At 46.4% G+C, this 19,624-nt stretch carries 18 protein-coding genes; 1 reads left to right on the top strand and 17 read right to left on the bottom strand.

Features of this window, described 5'->3' with window-relative positions:
* Positions 1-42 precede the first annotated feature (42 nt).
* On the bottom strand, positions 43-567 hold the full coding sequence (gene secM / locus EAE93_RS04935) for a secA translation cis-regulator SecM (protein WP_214039209.1): 525 nt from the start codon (positions 565-567) through the stop codon (positions 43-45).
* A 32-nt stretch (positions 568-599) separates the two neighbouring features.
* Here secM and EAE93_RS04930 point away from each other — a divergent pair, with 32 nt between their 5' ends.
* The gene (locus tag EAE93_RS04930; protein ID WP_040153569.1) at positions 600-1,118 is read left to right on the top strand and encodes a DUF721 domain-containing protein; all 519 of its coding nucleotides are present in this window, start codon (positions 600-602) and stop codon (positions 1,116-1,118) included.
* A gap of 95 nt (positions 1,119-1,213) precedes the next feature.
* Here the strand turns inward: EAE93_RS04930 and lpxC are convergent, their stop codons facing one another.
* The 16 genes from lpxC to mraZ form a co-directional block, all read right to left on the bottom strand.
* Positions 1,214-2,131 (bottom strand): UDP-3-O-acyl-N-acetylglucosamine deacetylase, encoded by a 918-nt coding sequence (gene lpxC / locus EAE93_RS04925; RefSeq protein ID WP_036777498.1) that lies wholly within the window; start codon positions 2,129-2,131, stop codon positions 1,214-1,216.
* Positions 2,132-2,229: 98 nt separating this feature from the next.
* A complete protein-coding gene (ftsZ, locus tag EAE93_RS04920) occupies positions 2,230-3,390 on the bottom strand; it encodes a cell division protein FtsZ (protein ID WP_036810822.1) in 1,161 nt (386 codons plus the stop codon).
* Between the two features lie 63 nt (positions 3,391-3,453).
* A complete protein-coding gene (gene ftsA / locus EAE93_RS04915) occupies positions 3,454-4,710 on the bottom strand; it encodes a cell division protein FtsA (protein ID WP_036777496.1) in 1,257 nt (418 codons plus the stop codon).
* A gap of 41 nt (positions 4,711-4,751) precedes the next feature.
* Complete coding sequence (gene ftsQ, locus EAE93_RS04910; protein WP_036777495.1) at positions 4,752-5,558, bottom strand: cell division protein FtsQ; 807 nt, start codon at positions 5,556-5,558, stop codon at positions 4,752-4,754.
* A gap of 1 nt (position 5,559) precedes the next feature.
* The gene (locus tag EAE93_RS04905) at positions 5,560-6,480 is read right to left on the bottom strand and encodes a D-alanine--D-alanine ligase (protein ID WP_046395697.1); all 921 of its coding nucleotides are present in this window, start codon (positions 6,478-6,480) and stop codon (positions 5,560-5,562) included.
* Positions 6,473-7,948, bottom strand: a complete 1,476-nt coding sequence (gene murC / locus EAE93_RS04900) for a UDP-N-acetylmuramate--L-alanine ligase (RefSeq protein ID WP_036777543.1) — start codon at positions 7,946-7,948, stop codon at positions 6,473-6,475. The genes EAE93_RS04905 and murC overlap by 8 nt, the downstream gene beginning before the upstream one ends.
* Positions 7,949-8,003: 55 nt before the next feature.
* Positions 8,004-9,071: an undecaprenyldiphospho-muramoylpentapeptide beta-N-acetylglucosaminyltransferase gene (gene murG / locus EAE93_RS04895; protein ID WP_214039208.1), complete on the bottom strand. Its 1,068-nt coding sequence runs from the start codon at positions 9,069-9,071 to the stop codon at positions 8,004-8,006.
* On the bottom strand, positions 9,068-10,261 hold the full coding sequence (gene ftsW / locus EAE93_RS04890; RefSeq protein ID WP_214039207.1) for a cell division protein FtsW: 1,194 nt from the start codon (positions 10,259-10,261) through the stop codon (positions 9,068-9,070). Before ftsW ends, murG begins: the two co-directional genes overlap by 4 nt.
* On the bottom strand, positions 10,261-11,571 hold the full coding sequence (murD, locus tag EAE93_RS04885) for a UDP-N-acetylmuramoyl-L-alanine--D-glutamate ligase (protein WP_214039206.1): 1,311 nt from the start codon (positions 11,569-11,571) through the stop codon (positions 10,261-10,263). The genes ftsW and murD overlap by 1 nt, the downstream gene beginning before the upstream one ends.
* Positions 11,572-11,573: 2 nt before the next feature.
* Positions 11,574-12,656 carry a phospho-N-acetylmuramoyl-pentapeptide-transferase gene (gene mraY / locus EAE93_RS04880; protein ID WP_036777487.1) on the bottom strand — a complete coding sequence of 361 codons (1,083 nt, stop codon included), beginning with the start codon at positions 12,654-12,656 and terminating at the stop codon, positions 11,574-11,576.
* Positions 12,650-14,029 (bottom strand): UDP-N-acetylmuramoyl-tripeptide--D-alanyl-D-alanine ligase, encoded by a 1,380-nt coding sequence (murF, locus tag EAE93_RS04875; protein ID WP_214039205.1) that lies wholly within the window; start codon positions 14,027-14,029, stop codon positions 12,650-12,652. Before murF ends, mraY begins: the two co-directional genes overlap by 7 nt.
* Positions 14,026-15,513 (bottom strand): UDP-N-acetylmuramoyl-L-alanyl-D-glutamate--2,6-diaminopimelate ligase, encoded by a 1,488-nt coding sequence (gene murE, locus EAE93_RS04870; protein WP_214039204.1) that lies wholly within the window; start codon positions 15,511-15,513, stop codon positions 14,026-14,028. Before murE ends, murF begins: the two co-directional genes overlap by 4 nt.
* Positions 15,500-17,266, bottom strand: coding sequence for a peptidoglycan glycosyltransferase FtsI (locus tag EAE93_RS04865; protein ID WP_040153580.1), 1,767 nt, complete (start codon positions 17,264-17,266; stop codon positions 15,500-15,502). Before EAE93_RS04865 ends, murE begins: the two co-directional genes overlap by 14 nt.
* 27 nt (positions 17,267-17,293) lie before the next feature.
* Complete coding sequence (gene ftsL, locus EAE93_RS04860; RefSeq protein WP_036777482.1) at positions 17,294-17,614, bottom strand: cell division protein FtsL; 321 nt, start codon at positions 17,612-17,614, stop codon at positions 17,294-17,296.
* Positions 17,611-18,555 (bottom strand): 16S rRNA (cytosine(1402)-N(4))-methyltransferase RsmH, encoded by a 945-nt coding sequence (gene rsmH / locus EAE93_RS04855; protein ID WP_214039203.1) that lies wholly within the window; start codon positions 18,553-18,555, stop codon positions 17,611-17,613. Before rsmH ends, ftsL begins: the two co-directional genes overlap by 4 nt.
* Before the next feature lie 2 nt (positions 18,556-18,557).
* Positions 18,558-19,016: a division/cell wall cluster transcriptional repressor MraZ gene (mraZ, locus tag EAE93_RS04850; RefSeq protein WP_036777480.1), complete on the bottom strand. Its 459-nt coding sequence runs from the start codon at positions 19,014-19,016 to the stop codon at positions 18,558-18,560.
* Positions 19,017-19,624 lie beyond the last annotated feature (608 nt).

The following is a 19,624-nucleotide window of genomic DNA, read 5'->3' as shown; positions in this document are numbered from 1 at the left end:
AATAGTTATTTATTATTTCGGAATTTGTAAAAAAACGAAGATTCAGAGATAAGCAGTAGGACCTGCACGGATACCTTGGGCTTTAGCAATCCAAAACGTCGGAGTATAAGAAGATTGTGATGCAATATTCAGGAATGGTATATCTGGATCTGGTTCAGGTGGCTTAGGTTTCTGAGTTAATAGTGCATTCAGAGTTTCTAGTACAAGCTGCTGAATACTGGCAGAACTTAACCGGATACTTTGTTTTGTTGTTTCATCGTTCATAGGTTGAGAAACAGAAAAAACAAAAGAAAGCTGCCTGATCACATTGCGTACCGCATGTTGTTGCCAGTAATTAACGCCATTGGCAGGCTGATGTTGAACATTCTGCAATGAGAATAGGTTATCAAAAGCTGATAAAGCCTGATTTTGCCAACTCTGGCTAGGGGAGGTATTAGCTTGTGAAATATTATCGGCAGCACCCGCTAAAATGGTAGGAACGCCAATACTTGCCGCAACCACCCCTAATAACAAATGTGACCAGAAATAACGTCTGCCAAATTGTCGCCAAAGATTTAGAATACCCATTAATCCTTCATCATACCGGAGCTACTGTTATTATGCGCGATAGCCGCCCACAATCATTAGATGTTCTTTTTGAAGACGTCGCTGCCGTTGAGAAAAGCCCGCTTCATGTTATCCAGCAACGTGCCGTCGCTTTGTTAAAACTTAACCGTGCCGTTATCAGCTTGCTTCCCGCACAATTACATCCGTGGTGCCGGGTCGCTAATTATCGCAAACAAATTCTGGTACTGGAAGCAGGAAACGCCAGTTGGATGACCAGATTACGTTACGAGCTGCCAACACTGCTCTCTACACTAAGAAGCGAAATTCTACCATCATTGTCATCTATCGACATCAGGATTAACCCATCACTTATGATTAAGCATGGCAATAGTGCGCAGAGCTTCGCAAAAACGATGAGCGATGATCACAAAACGTTACCGATACGTCAGTTAAGTCAAGAGAGTGCGAAAGAATTAATAGTACTAGCGAACCGTAGTCCAAAAAAATTGAAGGAAAAATTAGAGCGATTAGCTGCACTAGCCGGAGAGAGTGCCAGCACAGCTAAAAAATAAGCGCTAGCGCTGAGTAAAAAACATCAGCGAGAACAAAATCACTGATAACATAACTCACTGATATATCATTGAATTATTCTCAGCACACTAGAGAGTTATGCCATTACAGTTGATGGAGCACGAAAAGCCAATGGCATTTCAGCTTCATCTTCGAAAGTGATCAGTTCCCATGCACTTTCTTGCGCCAGAACTGCCTGCAATAGCTTATTGTTCAACGCATGACCCGATTTGAACGCAGTAAACGCGCCAATGATGTTATAGCCACACATAAACAGATCACCAATTGCATCCAGCATTTTATGACGGACAAATTCGTCTTCAAAACGCAAGCCATCTTCATTCAGTACACGATAGTCATCAACAACAATCGCACAATCAAAGCTGCCGCCTAAACATAAGCCTTTAGATTGTAAGTATTCAATATCACGCATAAAGCCAAATGTACGTGCACGACTGATTTGACGAACAAACGCTTCTGCCGAGAAATCCATACAGTAACGTTGAGAACTTGAATCAATCGCAGGGTGATTGAAATCAATAGTGAAATCCAGACTGAAACCATTATAAGGTGTCATCTCCGCCCACTTATCACCCTCCTCCACACGTACAGTTTCCTTAATACGCAGGAATTTTTTAGCTACGTTCAGCTCTTCAATGCCCGCATCCAGCAGCAGGAAAACAAACGGGCTGGCGCTACCATCCATAATAGGAATTTCTGGCGCGTCAACATCGATAATAATATTATCAATACCTAACCCCGCAAGCGCTGCATTCAGGTGCTCAACCGTTGAGATTCGCACGTCATGCTCATTTACCAGGCAAGTACAGAGCATAGTATCACGCACGGATTTTGCATCTGCCGGAAAATCAACCGGTGGATTCAAGTCAGTGCGGCGATAGATGACCCCGGTATTAGCCGGTGCTGGGCGCATTGTTAGCGTGACTTTTTTACCGGTGTGTAAACCGACGCCAGTCGCCTGAACAATACGTTTAAGTGTCCTTTGTTTGATCATCGTTTTATCTCGCAATGTTATCCATCCTGCCAACCACTATACACTATGGTTGGCGGGGGAGTTTAGCACAAAAAGCGGAGAATCCAATTTTTTAGCTATTAATCGGCCTGTTTACGTAAAAATGCAGGAATATCCAAATAATCGGGCTCCTTGCTAGTTTGTACGCTCTGGTCATTCACCACTTTTGCCGCTGGTTTATTTTCTTCCGACAATGAAGACATACCGCCAGACATGTGCTGATGACGGTGTTCCATTACACTTGACTGAGAAGACTTATTGGTAACCAACGTAATTTCAGGACGTTTATCCATACCAATACCGGTGGCAACCACAGTCACACGCAACTCATCGTTCATGTCTGGGTCCAGAGAGGTACCGATCACGACGGTTGCATTATCAGATGCAAATGCGCGGATCGTGTTACCCACTGTTTCGAATTCATCCAAACGCAGATCAAAGCCAGCAGTAATGTTAACCAGAACACCACGAGCACCCGACAAGTCGATATCTTCCAGCAGTGGACTGGAAATCGCCATCTCAGCGGCCTCTTCTGCGCGATCTTCACCCTGTGCAATACCGGAACCCATCATGGCGTAGCCCATTTCGGACATCACGGTACGCACGTCAGCAAAGTCAACATTCATCAGACCTGGACGCGTGATCAATTCAGCGATGCCCTGAACCGCGCCTTTCAAAACGTCATTAGCTGCGCCGAAAGCATCCAGTAGTGAAATGCCACGACCAAGTACTTTCAGCAGTTTGTCGTTAGGGATAGTAATCAATGAATCTACATGCTTGGACAATTCAGTGATCCCTTGTTCGGCAAACGCCATGCGTTTCTTACCTTCGAAATTGAAAGGCTTAGTCACCACAGCAACAGTCAGAATTCCAAGCTCTTTTGCAATTTCAGCTACCACAGGCGCTGCGCCAGTACCGGTACCTCCCCCCATACCAGCAGCGATAAATACCATATCCGCACCATCAAGCGCGGTGCGCAATGCCTCCCGATCTTCTTGAGCAGCAGTACGACCAACTTCCGGATTTGCCCCAGCTCCCAAACCTTTAGTAATACCATTACCAATCTGGATAGTCTGGCCGACAGCCGTTTTACGCAATGCCTGAGCATCCGTATTTACTGCAAAGAATTCAACACCTTCGATGCGTTCACGCACCATGTGCTCAACAGCGTTACCGCCGCCACCGCCGACGCCGATGACCTTAATCACCGCGTCATTGGTTAATTCTATTGGTTCAAACATATAGTTTCTCTCCGCTTTGTGCCTTTATATCGAGGCTAAAGAAAACGCAGCCTCTGTATAAAATTAAAACTCTTTTTTCAGCCAGCTACTGACTCTCTTAAACCAGCGACTCACTGAAGCATGTTTTTCAATATCCGCATCACCATTAAGATGAGAGGCTTTCCCGTAATGCAGCAACCCCACTGCTGTTGAATAATAGGGTTGCTGCGCATAGTCCGTCAGACCAGTAATATTAAGAGGTTGACCAATACGCACCTGAGCGTGGAACACACGCTGGGCACATTCAGCCAAGCCATCAATCTGAGCGCCACCACCAGTCAAGACAATACCCGCAGCCAGATGGTGTTTAACCCCCTGCTGGCGTAACTGTTCCTGCAATCGCAAGATTTCATCATTCACTAAATTCAGTAATTCGATGTAACGCGGCTCAATCACCTCAGCCAACGTCTGACGCTGTAAGCTACGTGGTGGACGTCCCCCGACACTTGGCACTTCCACACTTTCATCTTTGCTGACTAACGAACCTAGTGCGCAACCGTGGCGTACTTTTATCGTTTCTGCATCGCTTGGCGGCGTACCAAAGGCATAAGCAATATCACTGGTGACAACGTTGCCGGCATAAGGGATAACTTTGGTATGACGCAGCGCTCCGCCGGTATACACCGCAATATCCATCGTCCCGCCGCCGATATCTACCACGCAAACGCCCAATTCACGCTCGTCTTCGGTCAAAACAGCATAGCTGGCGGCCAACCCGGAAAAAATAAGCTGGTCGACTTTCAAACCACAGCGCTCAACGGCTTTTGCAATATTTTTCGCCATATCATTATGACAGGTAATCAAGTGAACTTTCGCCTGCATACGCACACCGGAAAGTCCCACCGGATTTTTAATGCCTTCCTGATAATCGATGGCATATTCTTGCGGAATAACATGCAGTATTCGGTATTCATCACGCACACGAACTGATTTGGCAGTATGAACAACATTGTCTACATCTTCCTGAGTAACCTCCTCTTCGGAAATAGGAACCATCCCGATTTCATTCTGACAACTAATATGTTTTCCAGATAACGCCAGATAAACAGAGGAAATTTGACAATCTGCCATCAATTCAGCCTGATCGATAGCCCGCTGTACACATTTAACAACCGACTCCAGGTCGTTTACACCGCCTTTATCCATACCGCGGGATGGACAGCTTCCCACCCCGATAATATTAACCATACCATCGGGCAGAATTTCACCAACAAGGGCAGATACCTTTGCTGTGCCAATTTCTAGGCCAACTACTAATTTTCTGTCCGTCGATTTGATCATCGTTGTTCTGCCTGCCTCATATAATTATTGCCAGTAATTGTTTATTGCCCTTTGGCCGGAGCATTAGGATCACCAATAGGTAAAGGCGCCCAACCTACCGCTGCGCCACTGTCATAACGCAAATCCACGTAATCTACCCTTTTCTCTGTGTTCTGCTGTAACAGCGGATAAAGCTCGATAAAACGTTTAATACGGCCTGTTGTATCCATTCTTCCCAGCTTTAACTGGACACCATTATCCAGCGTCAATTGCCAGGAACGACGCGCCGTCATTGCCGCCGCTTTTAATTTCAGTTTATTGGCAGCGAGAAGTTTAGCCATAGCTCGATAACCATCAAGTACTTCTTTTTCATTGCCTTGTGGGCCATAAAGCATCGGGAAATACCCTTTAACTTCCCATTCAGCCGGAATGCTGAATACCTGACCTTCGGCGTCCAGCATCTGAGTATCATTCCAGCGCACATAAGGGACATATTCTACCAGATGAATTCTCAGTTCATCAGGCCACTGTTTACGAACAGTGACTTGCCTTATCCACGGCATCCGTTCAATTTGTTGCTGAATGATATTCACATCCTGCGTCATGAAAGTTCCCGGTTGCCCTAATGACAAAATTGCCTGCCGGATATCATCGTTGGTAGTGTAGTGACGCTCACCCGTTACCACCAATTTTGAAATAGGCAATCTGTTCGCATCTTTCATCCAGTTAAGGACGGCCCAACCTCCCCAAATAATGGTCCCAATTACCATCAGGAAGAAGATAAGCCCTGCCAGGTAAGAGCCGTTACTAGGACGAGAACTGCTATTTTCATTATCCCGTCCCCTTACTTTCAGGGCCGCTTGAGACATATCAATCAGCCAACTCCAAAATCTTTGCCACCAACTGTGAAAAACTTAATCCAGCCTGACGCGCAGCCATCGGCACCAAGCTGTGACCGGTCATCCCTGGCGATGTATTCACCTCCAGCAGATAGAAACCACCATCACTATCCATCATGATATCTACCCGTCCCCAACCACTACATCCTACTGATTGATAAGCTTTAAGCGCCATTTCTACCAATTGCTGCTCTTTTTCATCACTTAAGCCGCTTGGACAAAAATACTGTGTTTCTTCAGACAGATATTTTGCATCATAATCATAAAAAACAGCAGCGGGTTGAATACGAATAGAAGGTAAAGCTGCATCACCAAGGATAGCTACCGTGTATTCCGGGCCGTACAACCACTTTTCTATCAGTAAATCAACGTCATAACGAAACGCTGCCTCTAATGCGCCACGCAACTCCGAAATCTCATTAACCTTAGTCATACCAACACTGGAACCTTCCAGACTTGGCTTAACAATTAATGGCAGACCTAAATCTGCTACATATTCTTGGAGTTGAAAATCCGTCAATCGTTCAAATTGCTGAGAATTCATTGAAACATATGGCGAAACAGTCAATCCAATCCCTTGCCATAACTGTTTTGTGCGCAATTTGTCCATTGACAATGCAGAGGCCATCACGCCACTACCGGTATAGGGTAACTGCAAAAATTCTAATACACCTTGCAAAGTACCATCTTCCCCACCGCGCCCATGAAGCGCGATAAAGACTTTCTCAAATCCGGCCTCTTTAAGTTGAGTCACAGGAAAATCTTTTGTATCAACTGGATGAGCATCAATACCTGCTTCTCTCAATCCAGCCAACACGGCGTGTCCCGATAACAGCGAAACTTCACGTTCAGCGGAAGTTCCCCCCAACAGTACCGCGACTTTCTCAGCCATTGTGTTTTTCCTCATTCAAAGATGGCTGTAATTTTGTTTCAGCCAGATTACGCGCTATTTTGCCTATATTGCCGGCCCCTTGAACCAGAATTAAATCATTACCATCCAGCACCTGTGCCAATGCAGCGGTCACCTTTGCCGGATCAGATACCAAAATCGGATCTAACTTACCGCGACTACGGATAGTACGGCACAACGAACGACTATCTGCCCCCGGAATAACCGCTTCACCCGCAGAGTAAACGTCCAACATCAGCAATACATCTACCTGATTCAATACATTGGCAAAGTCATCGTATAAATCACGGGTTCGGGTATAACGATGAGGTTGAAATATCATCACAATACGTTTATCCGGCCAGCCAGCACGGGCGGCTTTAATGGTTGCATCCACTTCCGTTGGATGATGACCATAATCATCAACCAACATTGCACTGCCATCTTTGCCGTTAACACGTTCCAGAGAAAAATCGCCCAAAAAATCAAAACGGCGCCCAGTTCCCTGAAAACCTGCCAACGCAGCCAAAATATCACTGCCAGAAATCCCTTCTTCAGTCGCAACAGCCACTGCCGCCGCGGCATTCAGCGCATTATGACGACCAGGCGCATTCAATACGACTTTCAGATCCGCCATATCTTGGCGACTGACAGTAAAATATCCCTGAGCGCCTTTTTGCTCATAATGGGTAATACGGACATCTGCTTCTTCACTAAAACCATACGTCGTGATATAGCGCCCCACACGAGGAATTAACTCTTTGACAACCGGATCATCAATGCACATAACTGCACGCCCATAGAACGGTAAGTTGTGCAAGAAGTTAATAAACGTCTGTTTCAGGTTTTCGAAGTCACCATGATAGGTATCCATATGGTCTGCTTCGATATTCGTAATGACCGCCACCATCGGCTGCAAATGCAAGAAGGAGGCATCACTTTCGTCAGCTTCCGCAATTAAATAACGGCTACTGCCAAGACGAGCATGTGTTCCCGCGGCTTTAACCAAACCACCATTCACAAAAGTGGGATCTAAGCCAGCCTGTGCATAGATGCTAGAAATCATCGCCGTTGTGGTTGTTTTACCGTGAGTCCCGGCAATAGCAATACCATGACGATAGCGCATGAGTTCCGCCAACATCTCCGCTCTGCGAATAACCGGAATTCGGGCCTCACGAGCAGCAACAATTTCCGGGTTATCCGCCTGAATTGCGCTTGAAGCCACAACCACACTGGCGTCCAGTATATTTTCAGGGCGATGGTTAAAATAAATCTGAGCGCCCAACTTAGTCAGTTGCCGAGTTACCGGGTTTGGCGCCAAATCAGATCCACTAATCTGATAACCTTCATTAGCCAACACTTCGGCGATCCCCCCCATGCCAGCACCACCAATGCCAACAAAGTGGATGTGCCTGACTTTTCTCATCTCAGGCACGAAAGCTCTTAATTTCGCCAGTTGTTGTGTATTCACGTTTTCTTCTTCACTATGTATGTTTGCTTCACCGCCCCTTTTAAGGCGGTCTAAATCATTTTTTTGCCGCATCGATTAATGCCGCCGATACTCGCTCAGTTGCATCAACAATTGCTGCTGAACGGGCTTTTTCCGCCATTTCCAACAATTGTGGCCGTTGCCACTGAGTTAATAATTCGATTACTGCATCAACCGTAAATTGTGGTTGCTCCAGTATTTTTGCCGCGCCAACCTTTTCTAGAGGTAGCGCATTCCAGTATTGCTGACGATCTTTATGCTGAAATGGCACAAAAATCCCAGGTAATCCCGCAGCAGACACTTCACTAACCGTCAACGCGCCAGAGCGACAAATCACCACATCAGCCCAGGCATAAGCTTGTGCCATATCGTCAATAAATTCAGTAATCTTATGTTCGCATTTAACTGAATTGTCATAGGCATGCTGAACACTTTCTTTAGCCCCTTTGCCTGTCTGATGCCAAAGAGTAATTTTATCACCCATACCGGCGGCAATTTCAGGCATTGTCTGGTTAAGAATTCTCGCCCCCTGACTGCCCCCAACAACCAGAACCCGAATCGGACCCTCACGCCCTGCCAAACGTTGTTTAGGTACAGGCAGTGCCAACACATCTTCGCGAACAGGGTTGCCCACAACGGGGGCTTTTGGAAACGCACCGGGAAATGCTTGTAAAACGGTCGTAGCAATTTTAGCCAACCACCGGTTTGTCAGCCCGGCAATACCATTCTGTTCATGCAACACAACCGGAATACCGCACATCCACGCAGCAATACCGCCGGGACCAGAAACATATCCCCCCATGCCAAGCACGACATCTGGCTGATAGCGACGTAAAATCGCCTTTGCCTGACGGATTGCTTTGAAAATTCGGACCGGGGCAGCTAACAATGCTCTGATCCCTTTACCTCGCAGACCAGAAATCTGAATAAATTCAATGTCAATGCCATGTTTTGGCACTAAATCGGCTTCCATCCGATCCGCGGTTCCCAACCAGAGAACGTCCCAACCCTGGTCTTTTAAATGATGAGCTACAGCCAGTCCTGGGAAGACATGTCCTCCGGTTCCACCTGCCATCACCATCAAACGCCGGGTTTTGTCACTCATCGGGGACTCCTTACAAACGCCTGAGCTTTTGCCAAGCGTGTTTCAAAATCAATTCTTAATAGCAATACGATAGCTGTAGACATAATCAGCAAACTTGAACCACCGTAACTAATCAAAGGCAAAGTCAAGCCTTTAGTCGGTAACATACCTGCGGCGGCCCCAACGTTAACCAGAGCCTGGAAACTAAACCAGATACCCACCGAACAAGCTAGAAAACCCGAAAAACGCTGATCCATCTGCAATGCGCGACGACCTATCGTCATTGCGCGAAAAGCGACGAAGAATATCATTAACAACACCAAAACCACACCTACGTAACCTAATTCTTCTGCCAAAACAGAGAAAATAAAGTCCGTATGCGCTTCCGGCAGGTATTCCAATTTCTGTACTGAATTTCCTAGTCCTTGCCCTAAAAATTCGCCACGACCAAAAGCCATCAAAGATTGCGTTAATTGATAACCTTTGCCGTATGGATCTTCCCAAGGGTCCAGAAAGGAAGTTACACGGCGTATACGGTAAGGTTCAGCAATGATTAACAGAACCACCGCGAATACCCCTGAGCCAATAATCGCGAGAAACTGCCATAACTTCGCCCCGGCCAGAAATAGCATTGCCAACGTTGTTACAAACAGTACAACCACAGTTCCCAAGTCAGGTTGAGCCAGAAGTAACACCGCTAACACGACCATCACGCCCATTGGCTTACAAAACCCCCAAAAGTTATTCCGCACTTCCTCTACTTTGCGCACCAAATAACTGGCGAGATAGCAAAATAGAGAAAGTTTCGATAACTCAGCAGGTTGAATTCTCAAAGGCCCAATCGCAATCCAACGCGATGCTCCATTGACTGAATTTCCCACTACCAGAACAACCAACAATAAAATAACGGAAATAAGCAACATCAGATTGCTATAACGTTGCCAGAAATCCATCGGGATACGCAGTGTGATCAATGACACCCCGAAAGCCAGCAAGAGATAAGTCGCATCACGCTTAGCAAACAGAAACGGATCTTCTGCAAGACGCTGCCCAACCGGCATCGATGCTGATGTCACCATAACAAAGCCGATAATTCCCAATCCGAGTGTCAGCCAAACCAGTGTGCGATCATACAACACCATATTGGCGGCATCAGTTTCACGGCCACCAACAACCCAGTCTTTTAATCTACTGAATCCCGGAATAGACATCAGCCCAACTCCTCTGCCAAACGGGTAAATTCATGACCACGCTGTTCAAAATTACGGAACTGATCAAGACTTGCACAAGCAGGAGATAACAGCACCATGTCACCCGCCACCAGCCGCGGAGCAATATCACGCATCGCCTGCTCCATAGTTTCAGTTAATGTCGCTATTTCCGGGCGTAGTTGCGCCAGTCGTTTCCTATCCCGACCAAAGCAATAAAGCCAAATTTTATCCCTACAAAGGAGAGGCTTGAGCGGAGAAAAGTCTGCTGACTTACCATCACCACCTAACAGTAAATACAGCGTACCCTCTGGGTTCAGACCATCGAGCGCCGCCACCGTACTGCCAACATTGGTCGCTTTAGAATCGTTAATCCAACGCACCCCGTTGTTCAGATGAACAAGTTGGAAACGATGGTCAAGCCCTGGATAAACCGTCAATGTCGCCAAACTGGCCTCACGAGGAATACCAACCGCATCAGCTAAAGCCAATGCAACCAACCCATTGACGTAGTTATGTCGTCCAGTCAGCTTAATTTCATTTGTCGCCAGCAGTGATTGGTTGTGAACTTTCAAACAGGCATTTTCACTATCAAGCTGGTAGTCGCCACAATCGACACCAAAGCTGACACAACGGCTGTCCATACCCGTTTCAGGCAGTGTCAGGGGATCTTGAGCATTCACAATGCATCTCTTCGCCTGACGATAAATCCTCAGTTTGGCCGCTCGGTACTGAGATACCCCCTGAGGATAACGATCCATATGATCCTCAGTCACATTAAGCACAGCAGCGGCTGTTGCGTTCAGGCCATACGTGGTTTCCAACTGGAAACTGGAGAGCTCTAAGACATAAAGCTGACAAGATTTCTTCAACAATTCTAATGCAGGCAGGCCAATATTACCGCCAACCCCCACCTGCCAATTAGCCGCTTTCGCCATTTCACCGACAAGACTGGTAACGGTACTTTTACCATTAGAGCCAGTAATGGCGACGATTGGGGCTGTTGCTTCACGGCAAAACAACTCGATATCGCCAACAATTTCGATACCTGCATTAGCCGCAGCCTGCAATTCCGCCGTTGCCAAAGCAACGCCTGGGCTTACAACAATCAAGTCAGCATCCATCAACCAACCAGTATCCAGGCTTCCACTGTGACACTCAACACCATCGGGCAGCTTATCCTTACCGGGTGGCGCCGCACGAGTATCCATCACTCGCGGGATCACACCTCGCGCCATAAAAAAGTCAACACAGGAGAGACCTGTCAGCCCCAACCCGACAATGACGACTTTTTTACCCAAATAATCTGCCATGATTAACGCACCTTCAATGTTGCCAGGCCAATCAGCACTAGCATCAGAGAAATAATCCAAAAACGCACAATAACACGCGGTTCTGGCCAGCCTTTCAATTCATAGTGATGGTGAATAGGCGCCATACGGAAAATACGCTGCCCGCGCAGTTTAAAAGAACCCACCTGTAAAATAACTGACAGGGTTTCTACCACAAACACACCGCCCATAATCACCAGTAGAAACTCCTGGCGTAGCAACACAGCAATCGTCCCCAATGCGCCACCTAATGCCAAAGAACCCACATCACCCATGAAAACTTGCGCCGGATAAGTGTTGAACCACAAGAAGCCTAGCCCGGCGCCAACAATCGCAGTACAGACGATAACCAGTTCGCCAGCATGGCTCAGATAAGGGATATGCAGATAGTTAGCGAAATTGACGTTACCTGTCGCCCATGCCACCAAAGCAAAACCCGCCGCGACAAAAACGGTTGGCATAATTGCCAAACCATCCAATCCGTCCGTCAGATTCACTGCGTTACTGGTTCCGACAATCACAAAGTAGGTCAACAGAATGTAAAGCACGCCCAGTTGCGGCATCACATCTTTAAAGAATGGCACGACCAATTGCGTTGCAGGAGTATCTTTACCGACGCTGTACATGGCAAACGCCACCCCTAATGCCAGGACGGATTGCCAGAAATACTTCCAGCGGGCAATTAACCCTTTAGTATCTTTGCGCACGACTTTGCGGTAATCATCCACAAAACCAACAATGCCGTAACCAATCAGCACAATCAGCACGCACCAAACATAGGGGTTATTCAAACGCACCCACAACAGTGTAGAAATCGTAATTGAAAGTAAGATCAGCAAACCGCCCATTGTCGGCGTACCACGTTTGCTAAAGTGAGATTCCGGCCCATCGTTGCGAACAACCTGCCCAATTTGTAATTTTTGCAGGAAGGCTATCATGCGCGGCCCCATCCACAATGCGATAGCCAAAGCAGTCAGCAGGCTGACGATAGCCCTAAACGTCAAGTAAGAAAAGACGTTAAAGCCGGTGTGATATTTGACCAAATATTCGGCCAGCCAAACTAACATGTGAAGCTCTCCTGTAATGCGTGGACAATATCTTCCATTGTGGTATTGCGCGAACCTTTAACTAACACTGAAATGACCTTGTGTTGTTGTAATAGCGGAACCAATGTTGCGATCAATGCGGCTTTATCCGCAAAATGCTGACCACAACCGCTTGCCTCACTAACATGAATACTTAATTTGCCGACACTGAACACACTATCGATACCGCAAGAAGCTGCGGTTTCACCAATCTGACGATGGTAATCTTCCGACTGTTCACCCAATGCCCCGATATCGCCGACTACCAGCACTCGATAACCCGGCATCTGTGATAACACCTGGACCGCAACAGTCATTGAACCAACATTGGCGTTATACGTGTCATCAAGCAGCAATTTTCCTTCTGCCAGATTGATTGGAAACAACCGCCCCGGTACCGCTTTCAGCTCCAACAAGCCCAGACGAATATCTCGTAAAGTCGCGCCAACAGAGATTGCCAACGCACTGGCCGCTAACGCATTAGCGACATTGTGTTTCCCAGGCAACGGCAAGTTGATTTCTATGCTGCCAATAGGCGTATGCAGACAAAAATCTGTCGTCAGTTGTTTAACCTGAATATCCGTAGCGTAAAAATCAGCGACTGATGCTTGTTGCATGGAAAAACGCTGTACTGTTTTGTCGCCAATAACCTGTTGCCAGTGAGCCCAATCATTGCTTTCCAGATTGATAATCGCCGTACCTTTTTCTGGCAGGCCGGTAAAAATCTCGCCCTTAGCTTTTGCAATACTCGCAAGAGAACCAAAATCCGCTAAGTGCGCAGCAAACAGGTTATTGACTAATGCCGTTTCTGGCCGGACCATTTCTACGGTATAGGCAATTTCACCGACATGGCTTGCACCTAATTCAACCACAGCAAACTCATGTTGTTCCGTCAATCTGAACAATGTCAGCGGTACGCCGATATCATTATTCAGGTTACCCGCGGTATAGAGCGTGTTGCCACACTGACGCAAAATCGCCGCAGTCATCTCTTTCACCGATGTTTTACCGGACGACCCCGTTAACGCAACAACACGCGCATTACTCTGCTGGCGAACCCAACCCGCTAATTTACCCATTGCTAAACGCGTATCTTTAACCACGACCTGTGGAAAGTTAACATCCAACACACGGCTGACAAGCAAAGCATCGGCACCAGCTTTTACTGCATCAGCAAAAAAATCATGCGCATCAAAGCGCTCACCTTTCAAGGCAATAAACAGGCTGCCATTGCCAACCCGACGGCTGTCAGTAGTCACATCACTGATACAAATATTTGCTGCCTGCTGTTTAGTCACCTGATTCAATACGCCATTCGTGACTTGTGCCAGTTGTTGCAAAGTGAGGGAAATCATGCAATCACCCCCAATAACCGAGCAACAGTTAACCGATCCGAATAATCCAAGCGACGATGGCCGACCAATTGATAATCTTCATGGCCTTTACCCGCTATCAATACAACATCATCTGCTTTTGCCTGCATAATAGCGCTAGTTACCGCTTCAACACGTCCATGAATCGCTATCGCTCTCCCCGGGTCAAGAAAACCCGTCAGAATGTCAGCAACAATTGCCTGTGGTTCTTCATTGCGCGGATTATCATCAGTCACAATCACACAATCGGCCCACTGTTCCGCAACGCCTCCCATCAATGGGCGTTTACCTTTATCACGATCACCACCACAACCAAAAACACACCAAAGCTTACCTTGACAATGCAAACGTGCAGCCATCAAAGCTTTTTCCAGCGCGTCAGGTGTGTGAGCATAATCAACAACGACAACGGGTTTGCCCGGCGCAGTGAATACTTCCATTCGTCCACAGACAGGTTCCAGGCAAGAAGCTGTTTCAAGCAGTTTTTCCAACGGATAAACCAGAGCTAATAGGGTGGAAAGCGCCAACAACAGATTGCTGACATTAAATGCCCCCATTAAAGAACTATCAATTGTACCGCCACCCCAGCTAGACTCGAAGGTGATAGATACCCCTTTATCGTGATACTTTATTTCACGCGCCGCCAACCAACGGCCCTGCCAATTTTCCGGCAGACGGTTTTCCATCGTTACAGCAACCGCTTGTGGTAAATGGGATAACCATTTCAATCCAATCTCATCATCAGCATTAATAATTTGTTGCTTCACATTATGAGTGGAAAATAGCAGCCATTTAGCGGCTTCGTAGTGGTCCATATCACCGTGATAATCAAGATGGTCACGGCTCAAATTGGTAAACACTGCCGCCTCAAACGGCAAGGCAGCCACACGCCCCTGAACCAGTCCATGAGAAGAGACTTCCATTGCCGCAAAAGTCGCCCCTTGACGAACAAGTTGTTGCAAATCCAGTTGGATATCAACAGCCGAGCCTGTGGTATTTTCACTTGGCGCCACATGCCCCAGTAAACCATTGCCAACAGTTCCCATCACGGCGCTGGTTTCCCCTAACCCGTGGCTCCACTGCGCAAGTAATTGAGTAGTGGTTGTTTTACCATTGGTTCCGGTTACACCAATCAAGTGCAATTTATCACCAGGGTGACAATAAAACTCACCAGCTAACTGTGACAACTTATTATTCAAATCGTTCACATAAACAACCGGAATACCATGCATAATTTGTACGGTTCCGTTATCAGCTTCGCCCTGGGCTTCTGCAATAACCGCCGCAACCCCTTGTGCGATGGCTTGAGGAATGTAGTGTCGACCATCTGTCTGGTGCCCTTTAATAGCAACAAACAGATCTCCGGCAGACGATTTACGGCTGTCCAATGTCATTTCGCGTAACTCACGCACTGGGGCGTCAATACCCAACGGCGCGAGTAAATCGCGTAGATTACGATCTGCCACCTGTATCCTCTTTCTTATTAATCACAAATTCGTTTTTATCACCTGCCGCCAAAGCATCCGGCTCCACATTCATGATGCGTAGAACGCCCCCCATAATGGCGCCAAATACCGGCGCAGAAACCACACCACCGTAATACTTACCTGTCTGTGGATCATTAATGACCACAACCAGTGCAAATCTTGGGTTACTTGCCGGGGCAACACCTGCGGCATAAGAAATATATCGATTAGCATATTTGCCATCCGGCCCGACTTTCTTTGCAGTCCCCGTCTTGATTGCAATCCGATAACCTTTTATCGCCGCCCGCACTCCACCACCGCCAGGCAAAGCCACACTCTCCATCATATGAACGACTGTTCGCATGATAGGCTCAGGAAATACTCTTGTGCCGGGCACAGGTGGATCAACTTTGGTAATTGACAGAGGACGATAAATACCCAAGCTACCAATCGTTGCATAGACCCGCGCTAACTGTAATGGTGTTACCATCAGCCCATAACCGTAAGAAAAGGTCGCTCTATCAAGATCTGACCACCGTTGTTTTCCTGTTGGATATAAACCACTGCTTTCTCCAACCAACCCCAGATTGGTCGCCTTTCCTAATCCAAAACGTGAATAAACATCCACCAATTCTGTCGCAGGCATGGCTAACGCTAGTTTAGAAACACCGACGTTACTCGATTTTTGTAAAATACCAGTGATAGATAATTCTGGATAACGGGATACATCTCTAATTTCCTTACCGCTTATCCTATAAGGTACGGTATTAATAACCGTATTTTCTTTGATGATACCATCATTCAACGCAGCCATTACCACCATCGGCTTAACAGTGGAACCTGGCTCGAAAATATCGGTGATAGCACGGTTGCGCATCGCGTCTTTTGGTGTATTGACGAGATTATTTGGGTTATAAGACGGGCTGTTTGCCATTGCCAGCACTTCTCCGGTATTAACATCTACCAATACCGCTGTACCGGATTCTGCTTTGTTAAAGGCCACCGCATTGGTTAATTCGCGGTAAACTAGCGCCTGTAAGCGTTCATCGATACTCAATACCAGATTGTGTGCCGCCAGACTATCAACAGATGAGATATCTTCAATGACACGACCAAAGCGGTCTTTACGTACAGTTCGTTCACCCGGTTGACCCGTCAGCCAACGATCAAAACTTTTTTCTATACCTTCAATACCCTGACCATCAACGTTGGTCACGCCAATAATATGTGCCGTTACTTGACCTGCCGGATAATAACGCCGGGATTCCTGACGCAAATAAATCCCCGGCAATTTCAGTTTATGAATGTAATCGCCAACCGATGGATTAACCTGACGCGCTAAATAAACAAAACGGCCTTTCGGATTAGCACTAACTTTGTCGGTAAGTTGCTCAAGAGGTAAATTAATGGCATCAGATAAAGCTTTCCAGCGGGTATCATCCGTAATCCCCCCTTTTTCAAATACCTCTTTCGGATCTGCCCAAACAGCATTGACTGGAACGCTGACAGCCAGAGGCCGCCCCATACGGTCACTGATCATACCGCGAGCGGTAGGGATTGATTGCACGCGCAGAGAACGTAAATCACCCTCTTTAACCAGTTTATCCGGGTTAATGACCTGCAAATAAGTCACTCTCAGCAATAAGCCAATTAAAGCCACGGCAATCCCCCCGCACAACAAAGCAAAACGCCAGCTAACAAAACTGGCTTTATCTTCTTGCCGTTTTAATTTCACGGAGCGTGCTGCTTTCATCGCTTACCTTTTAATATTTAAATTAACTCACTGTGAAACAACAATGTTTTCCTGAGCAGGATTAACATGCTGCATATGCATTTTTTCAACAGCTATCCGCTCAACTCGACTGTGATCACCTAAGGCATTTTCTTCGAGGATCAGATTGCGCCACTCGATATCTAATGCATCTCGTTCCACGACCAAATGTTCTCTTTCAGCCGTCAATAAGCGGGTTTCATGCGCAATGGTTACAACGACTATGGCCGAAACCAATACAGCGACTAGAAGAATCAACGGTATTTTGGCATTCTTGAGTAAATCGTTGCCGATAATACTGGTTAATCCGTGACGTTCACCTGCCATTATTCACTAACTTTTTCAGCAAAACGCAAAACAGAACTGCGAGCCCGTGGGTTATCAGCCACTTCTTCCTCTGAAGGTTTCATCTTGCCAATCGATTTCAAGCTACGCCCACCTCGCGCTTTCAGTTGCTCCTCTGTTAATGGCAATCCTGCCGGTACTTGTGGTCCTCGACTATTCTGACGAATAAATCGTTTAACAATACGATCTTCCAGCGAATGGAAACTGATAACTGAAAGTCTCCCCTGTGGCGCAAGCACTTGTAATGCCCCTTCCAGCGCCTGCTCAATCTCTTCCAGCTCACTATTAATATAAATCCTAATCGCCTGGAAGCTCCTGGTTGCTGGATGCTTATGTTTCTCTTTTACTGGGCTAGCCTGAGCAATTAAATCGGCTAGCGCTTTTGTTCGGGTAATGGGATCTTCCTGATTGCGTGCCACAATTGCTCTGGCAATACGTTTGGCGAAACGCTCTTCACCAAATGTTTTCAATACCCAGGCAATATCATCTGCTGTTGCATGCATCAGCCATTCTGCTGCTGATTGCCCGCGAGTCGGGTCCATCCGCATATCTAGCGGCCCATCACGCATAAAAGAAAAACCGCGTTCTGGATCATCCAACTGAGGCGAAGAAACACCTAAATCCAGCAATACACCATCAATTTTGCCAGTCAGCCCGGCATTTTCTATATAGTGAGCCAATTTAGAAAATGGCCCATGTACAATTGAAAAACGCGGATCTGTGATCGCTTTTGCCACTTCAATCGCTTGCGGATCTCGATCAATTGCAATTAAACGACCTGCCGTTCCCAATTGCGACAAAATCAGACGTGAATGCCCACCACGGCCAAATGTGCCGTCAATATAGATTCCATTTTCACGAATATTCAGTCCGTTGACTGCTTCATCCAGCAATACGCTGGTATGTTTAAAATGACTATTTGCCATATTTATAGTGATAATTCCTGTAGCCGTACTGATAAAGGTTCCTGTGTGGATTGCTCAGCCGCAATGTCATCCTTAACCTGTTGATACCAAGCCTGCTCATCCCACAGTTCAAATTTGTTGAACTGACCAACCAGCATAACCTCTTTGACTAGCCCTGCATGCTGGCGCAATGTACCGGCTAGCAAAAGACGTCCTGCACTATCCATCTGACATTCACTGGCATGACCTAAAAGCAAACGTTGCACCCGACGCTCCGCCGGATTCATGCTGGATAAGCGAGAAAGTTTTTCTTCAATAATTTCCCATTCAGATAATGTATAGAGCAACAGGCACGGCTGATGAAGGTCGATGGTACAAACCATTTGCCCTTGCGATTCCTCATTTAGCATAGCCCGGTATCGGGTAGGTACGGTGAGCCGCCCCTTGCTATCGAGATTAATCTGCGTTGCTCCACGAAACATACTCAGGTCGCCCCTGGTGATCAAGAATTACCACTTTATCCCACTAATCCCCACAATAAGGAGTTTACGGATGGGACGAAAACCTTGTCAAGCCAGAGCCGATGCGCTTTAGCTATATTTGATGGCAGGATTTTGGCTGTTGGGAGGCATAATTATTAAATTTAGCAATATCAATAATAATTAACACCATGATAATTCTGAATAATTTTACAAGCACAAGGAGAGTAAATGTTTACGATAAAATAATAAAAAAATAGTTGTGTGATTAATTTATTTACATAATTTACATTTCATTACTATTTAACCACCGTGCAGCAATGTTTATCATTCTATTTGATGAACTCAACACTCAAACTAACTAGCAGCAAAAAACCACAAGATAAATATTATTAAAATCAATTTAATATATAAAAGAGGGTAAAAAAACGGAGGTAAATAGACAAATCCCAAACTCAAATAAGCGCTGTTCCATGCGCTTCTCCCTACTGAATAATTTATGTATGAACGAAATTGCTATTTGCTCGCGCTGAAACACCCAACGTAAGGATTGCTTGAAAGTTGCCTTTACACACTTCTTTTATGACAAATCCGACAACCAAAACCCCTCA

Source organism: Photorhabdus akhurstii, from assembly GCF_018448925.1.
GTDB classification, from domain to species: Bacteria; Pseudomonadota; Gammaproteobacteria; order Enterobacterales; family Enterobacteriaceae; genus Photorhabdus; species Photorhabdus akhurstii.
The sequence above is the reverse complement of the archived record's forward strand: the minus strand, read 5'-3'. Positions and strand labels throughout refer to the sequence as shown.

What these genes read in the sequence shown, in the direction of transcription:
- secM (WP_214039209.1), bottom strand. Translation starts at nt 567, where the DNA reads ATGGGTATTCTAAATCTTTGGCGACAATTTGGCAGACGTTATTTCTGG.
- EAE93_RS04930 (WP_040153569.1), top strand. Translation starts at nt 600, where the DNA reads ATGCGCGATAGCCGCCCACAATCATTAGATGTTCTTTTTGAAGACGTC.
- lpxC (WP_036777498.1), bottom strand. Translation starts at nt 2,131, where the DNA reads ATGATCAAACAAAGGACACTTAAACGTATTGTTCAGGCGACTGGCGTC.
- ftsZ (WP_036810822.1), bottom strand. Translation starts at nt 3,390, where the DNA reads ATGTTTGAACCAATAGAATTAACCAATGACGCGGTGATTAAGGTCATC.
- ftsA (WP_036777496.1), bottom strand. Translation starts at nt 4,710, where the DNA reads ATGATCAAATCGACGGACAGAAAATTAGTAGTTGGCCTAGAAATTGGC.
- ftsQ (WP_036777495.1), bottom strand. Translation starts at nt 5,558, where the DNA reads ATGTCTCAAGCGGCCCTGAAAGTAAGGGGACGGGATAATGAAAATAGC.
- EAE93_RS04905 (WP_046395697.1), bottom strand. Translation starts at nt 6,480, where the DNA reads ATGGCTGAGAAAGTCGCGGTACTGTTGGGGGGAACTTCCGCTGAACGT.
- murG (WP_214039208.1), bottom strand. Translation starts at nt 9,071, where the DNA reads ATGAGTGACAAAACCCGGCGTTTGATGGTGATGGCAGGTGGAACCGGA.
- ftsW (WP_214039207.1), bottom strand. Translation starts at nt 10,261, where the DNA reads ATGTCTATTCCGGGATTCAGTAGATTAAAAGACTGGGTTGTTGGTGGC.
- murD (WP_214039206.1), bottom strand. Translation starts at nt 11,571, where the DNA reads ATGGCAGATTATTTGGGTAAAAAAGTCGTCATTGTCGGGTTGGGGCTG.
- mraY (WP_036777487.1), bottom strand. Translation starts at nt 12,656, where the DNA reads ATGTTAGTTTGGCTGGCCGAATATTTGGTCAAATATCACACCGGCTTT.
- murF (WP_214039205.1), bottom strand. Translation starts at nt 14,029, where the DNA reads ATGATTTCCCTCACTTTGCAACAACTGGCACAAGTCACGAATGGCGTA.
- EAE93_RS04865 (WP_040153580.1), bottom strand. Translation starts at nt 17,266, where the DNA reads ATGAAAGCAGCACGCTCCGTGAAATTAAAACGGCAAGAAGATAAAGCC.
- rsmH (WP_214039203.1), bottom strand. Translation starts at nt 18,555, where the DNA reads ATGGCAAATAGTCATTTTAAACATACCAGCGTATTGCTGGATGAAGCA.
- mraZ (WP_036777480.1), bottom strand. Translation starts at nt 19,016, where the DNA reads ATGTTTCGTGGAGCAACGCAGATTAATCTCGATAGCAAGGGGCGGCTC.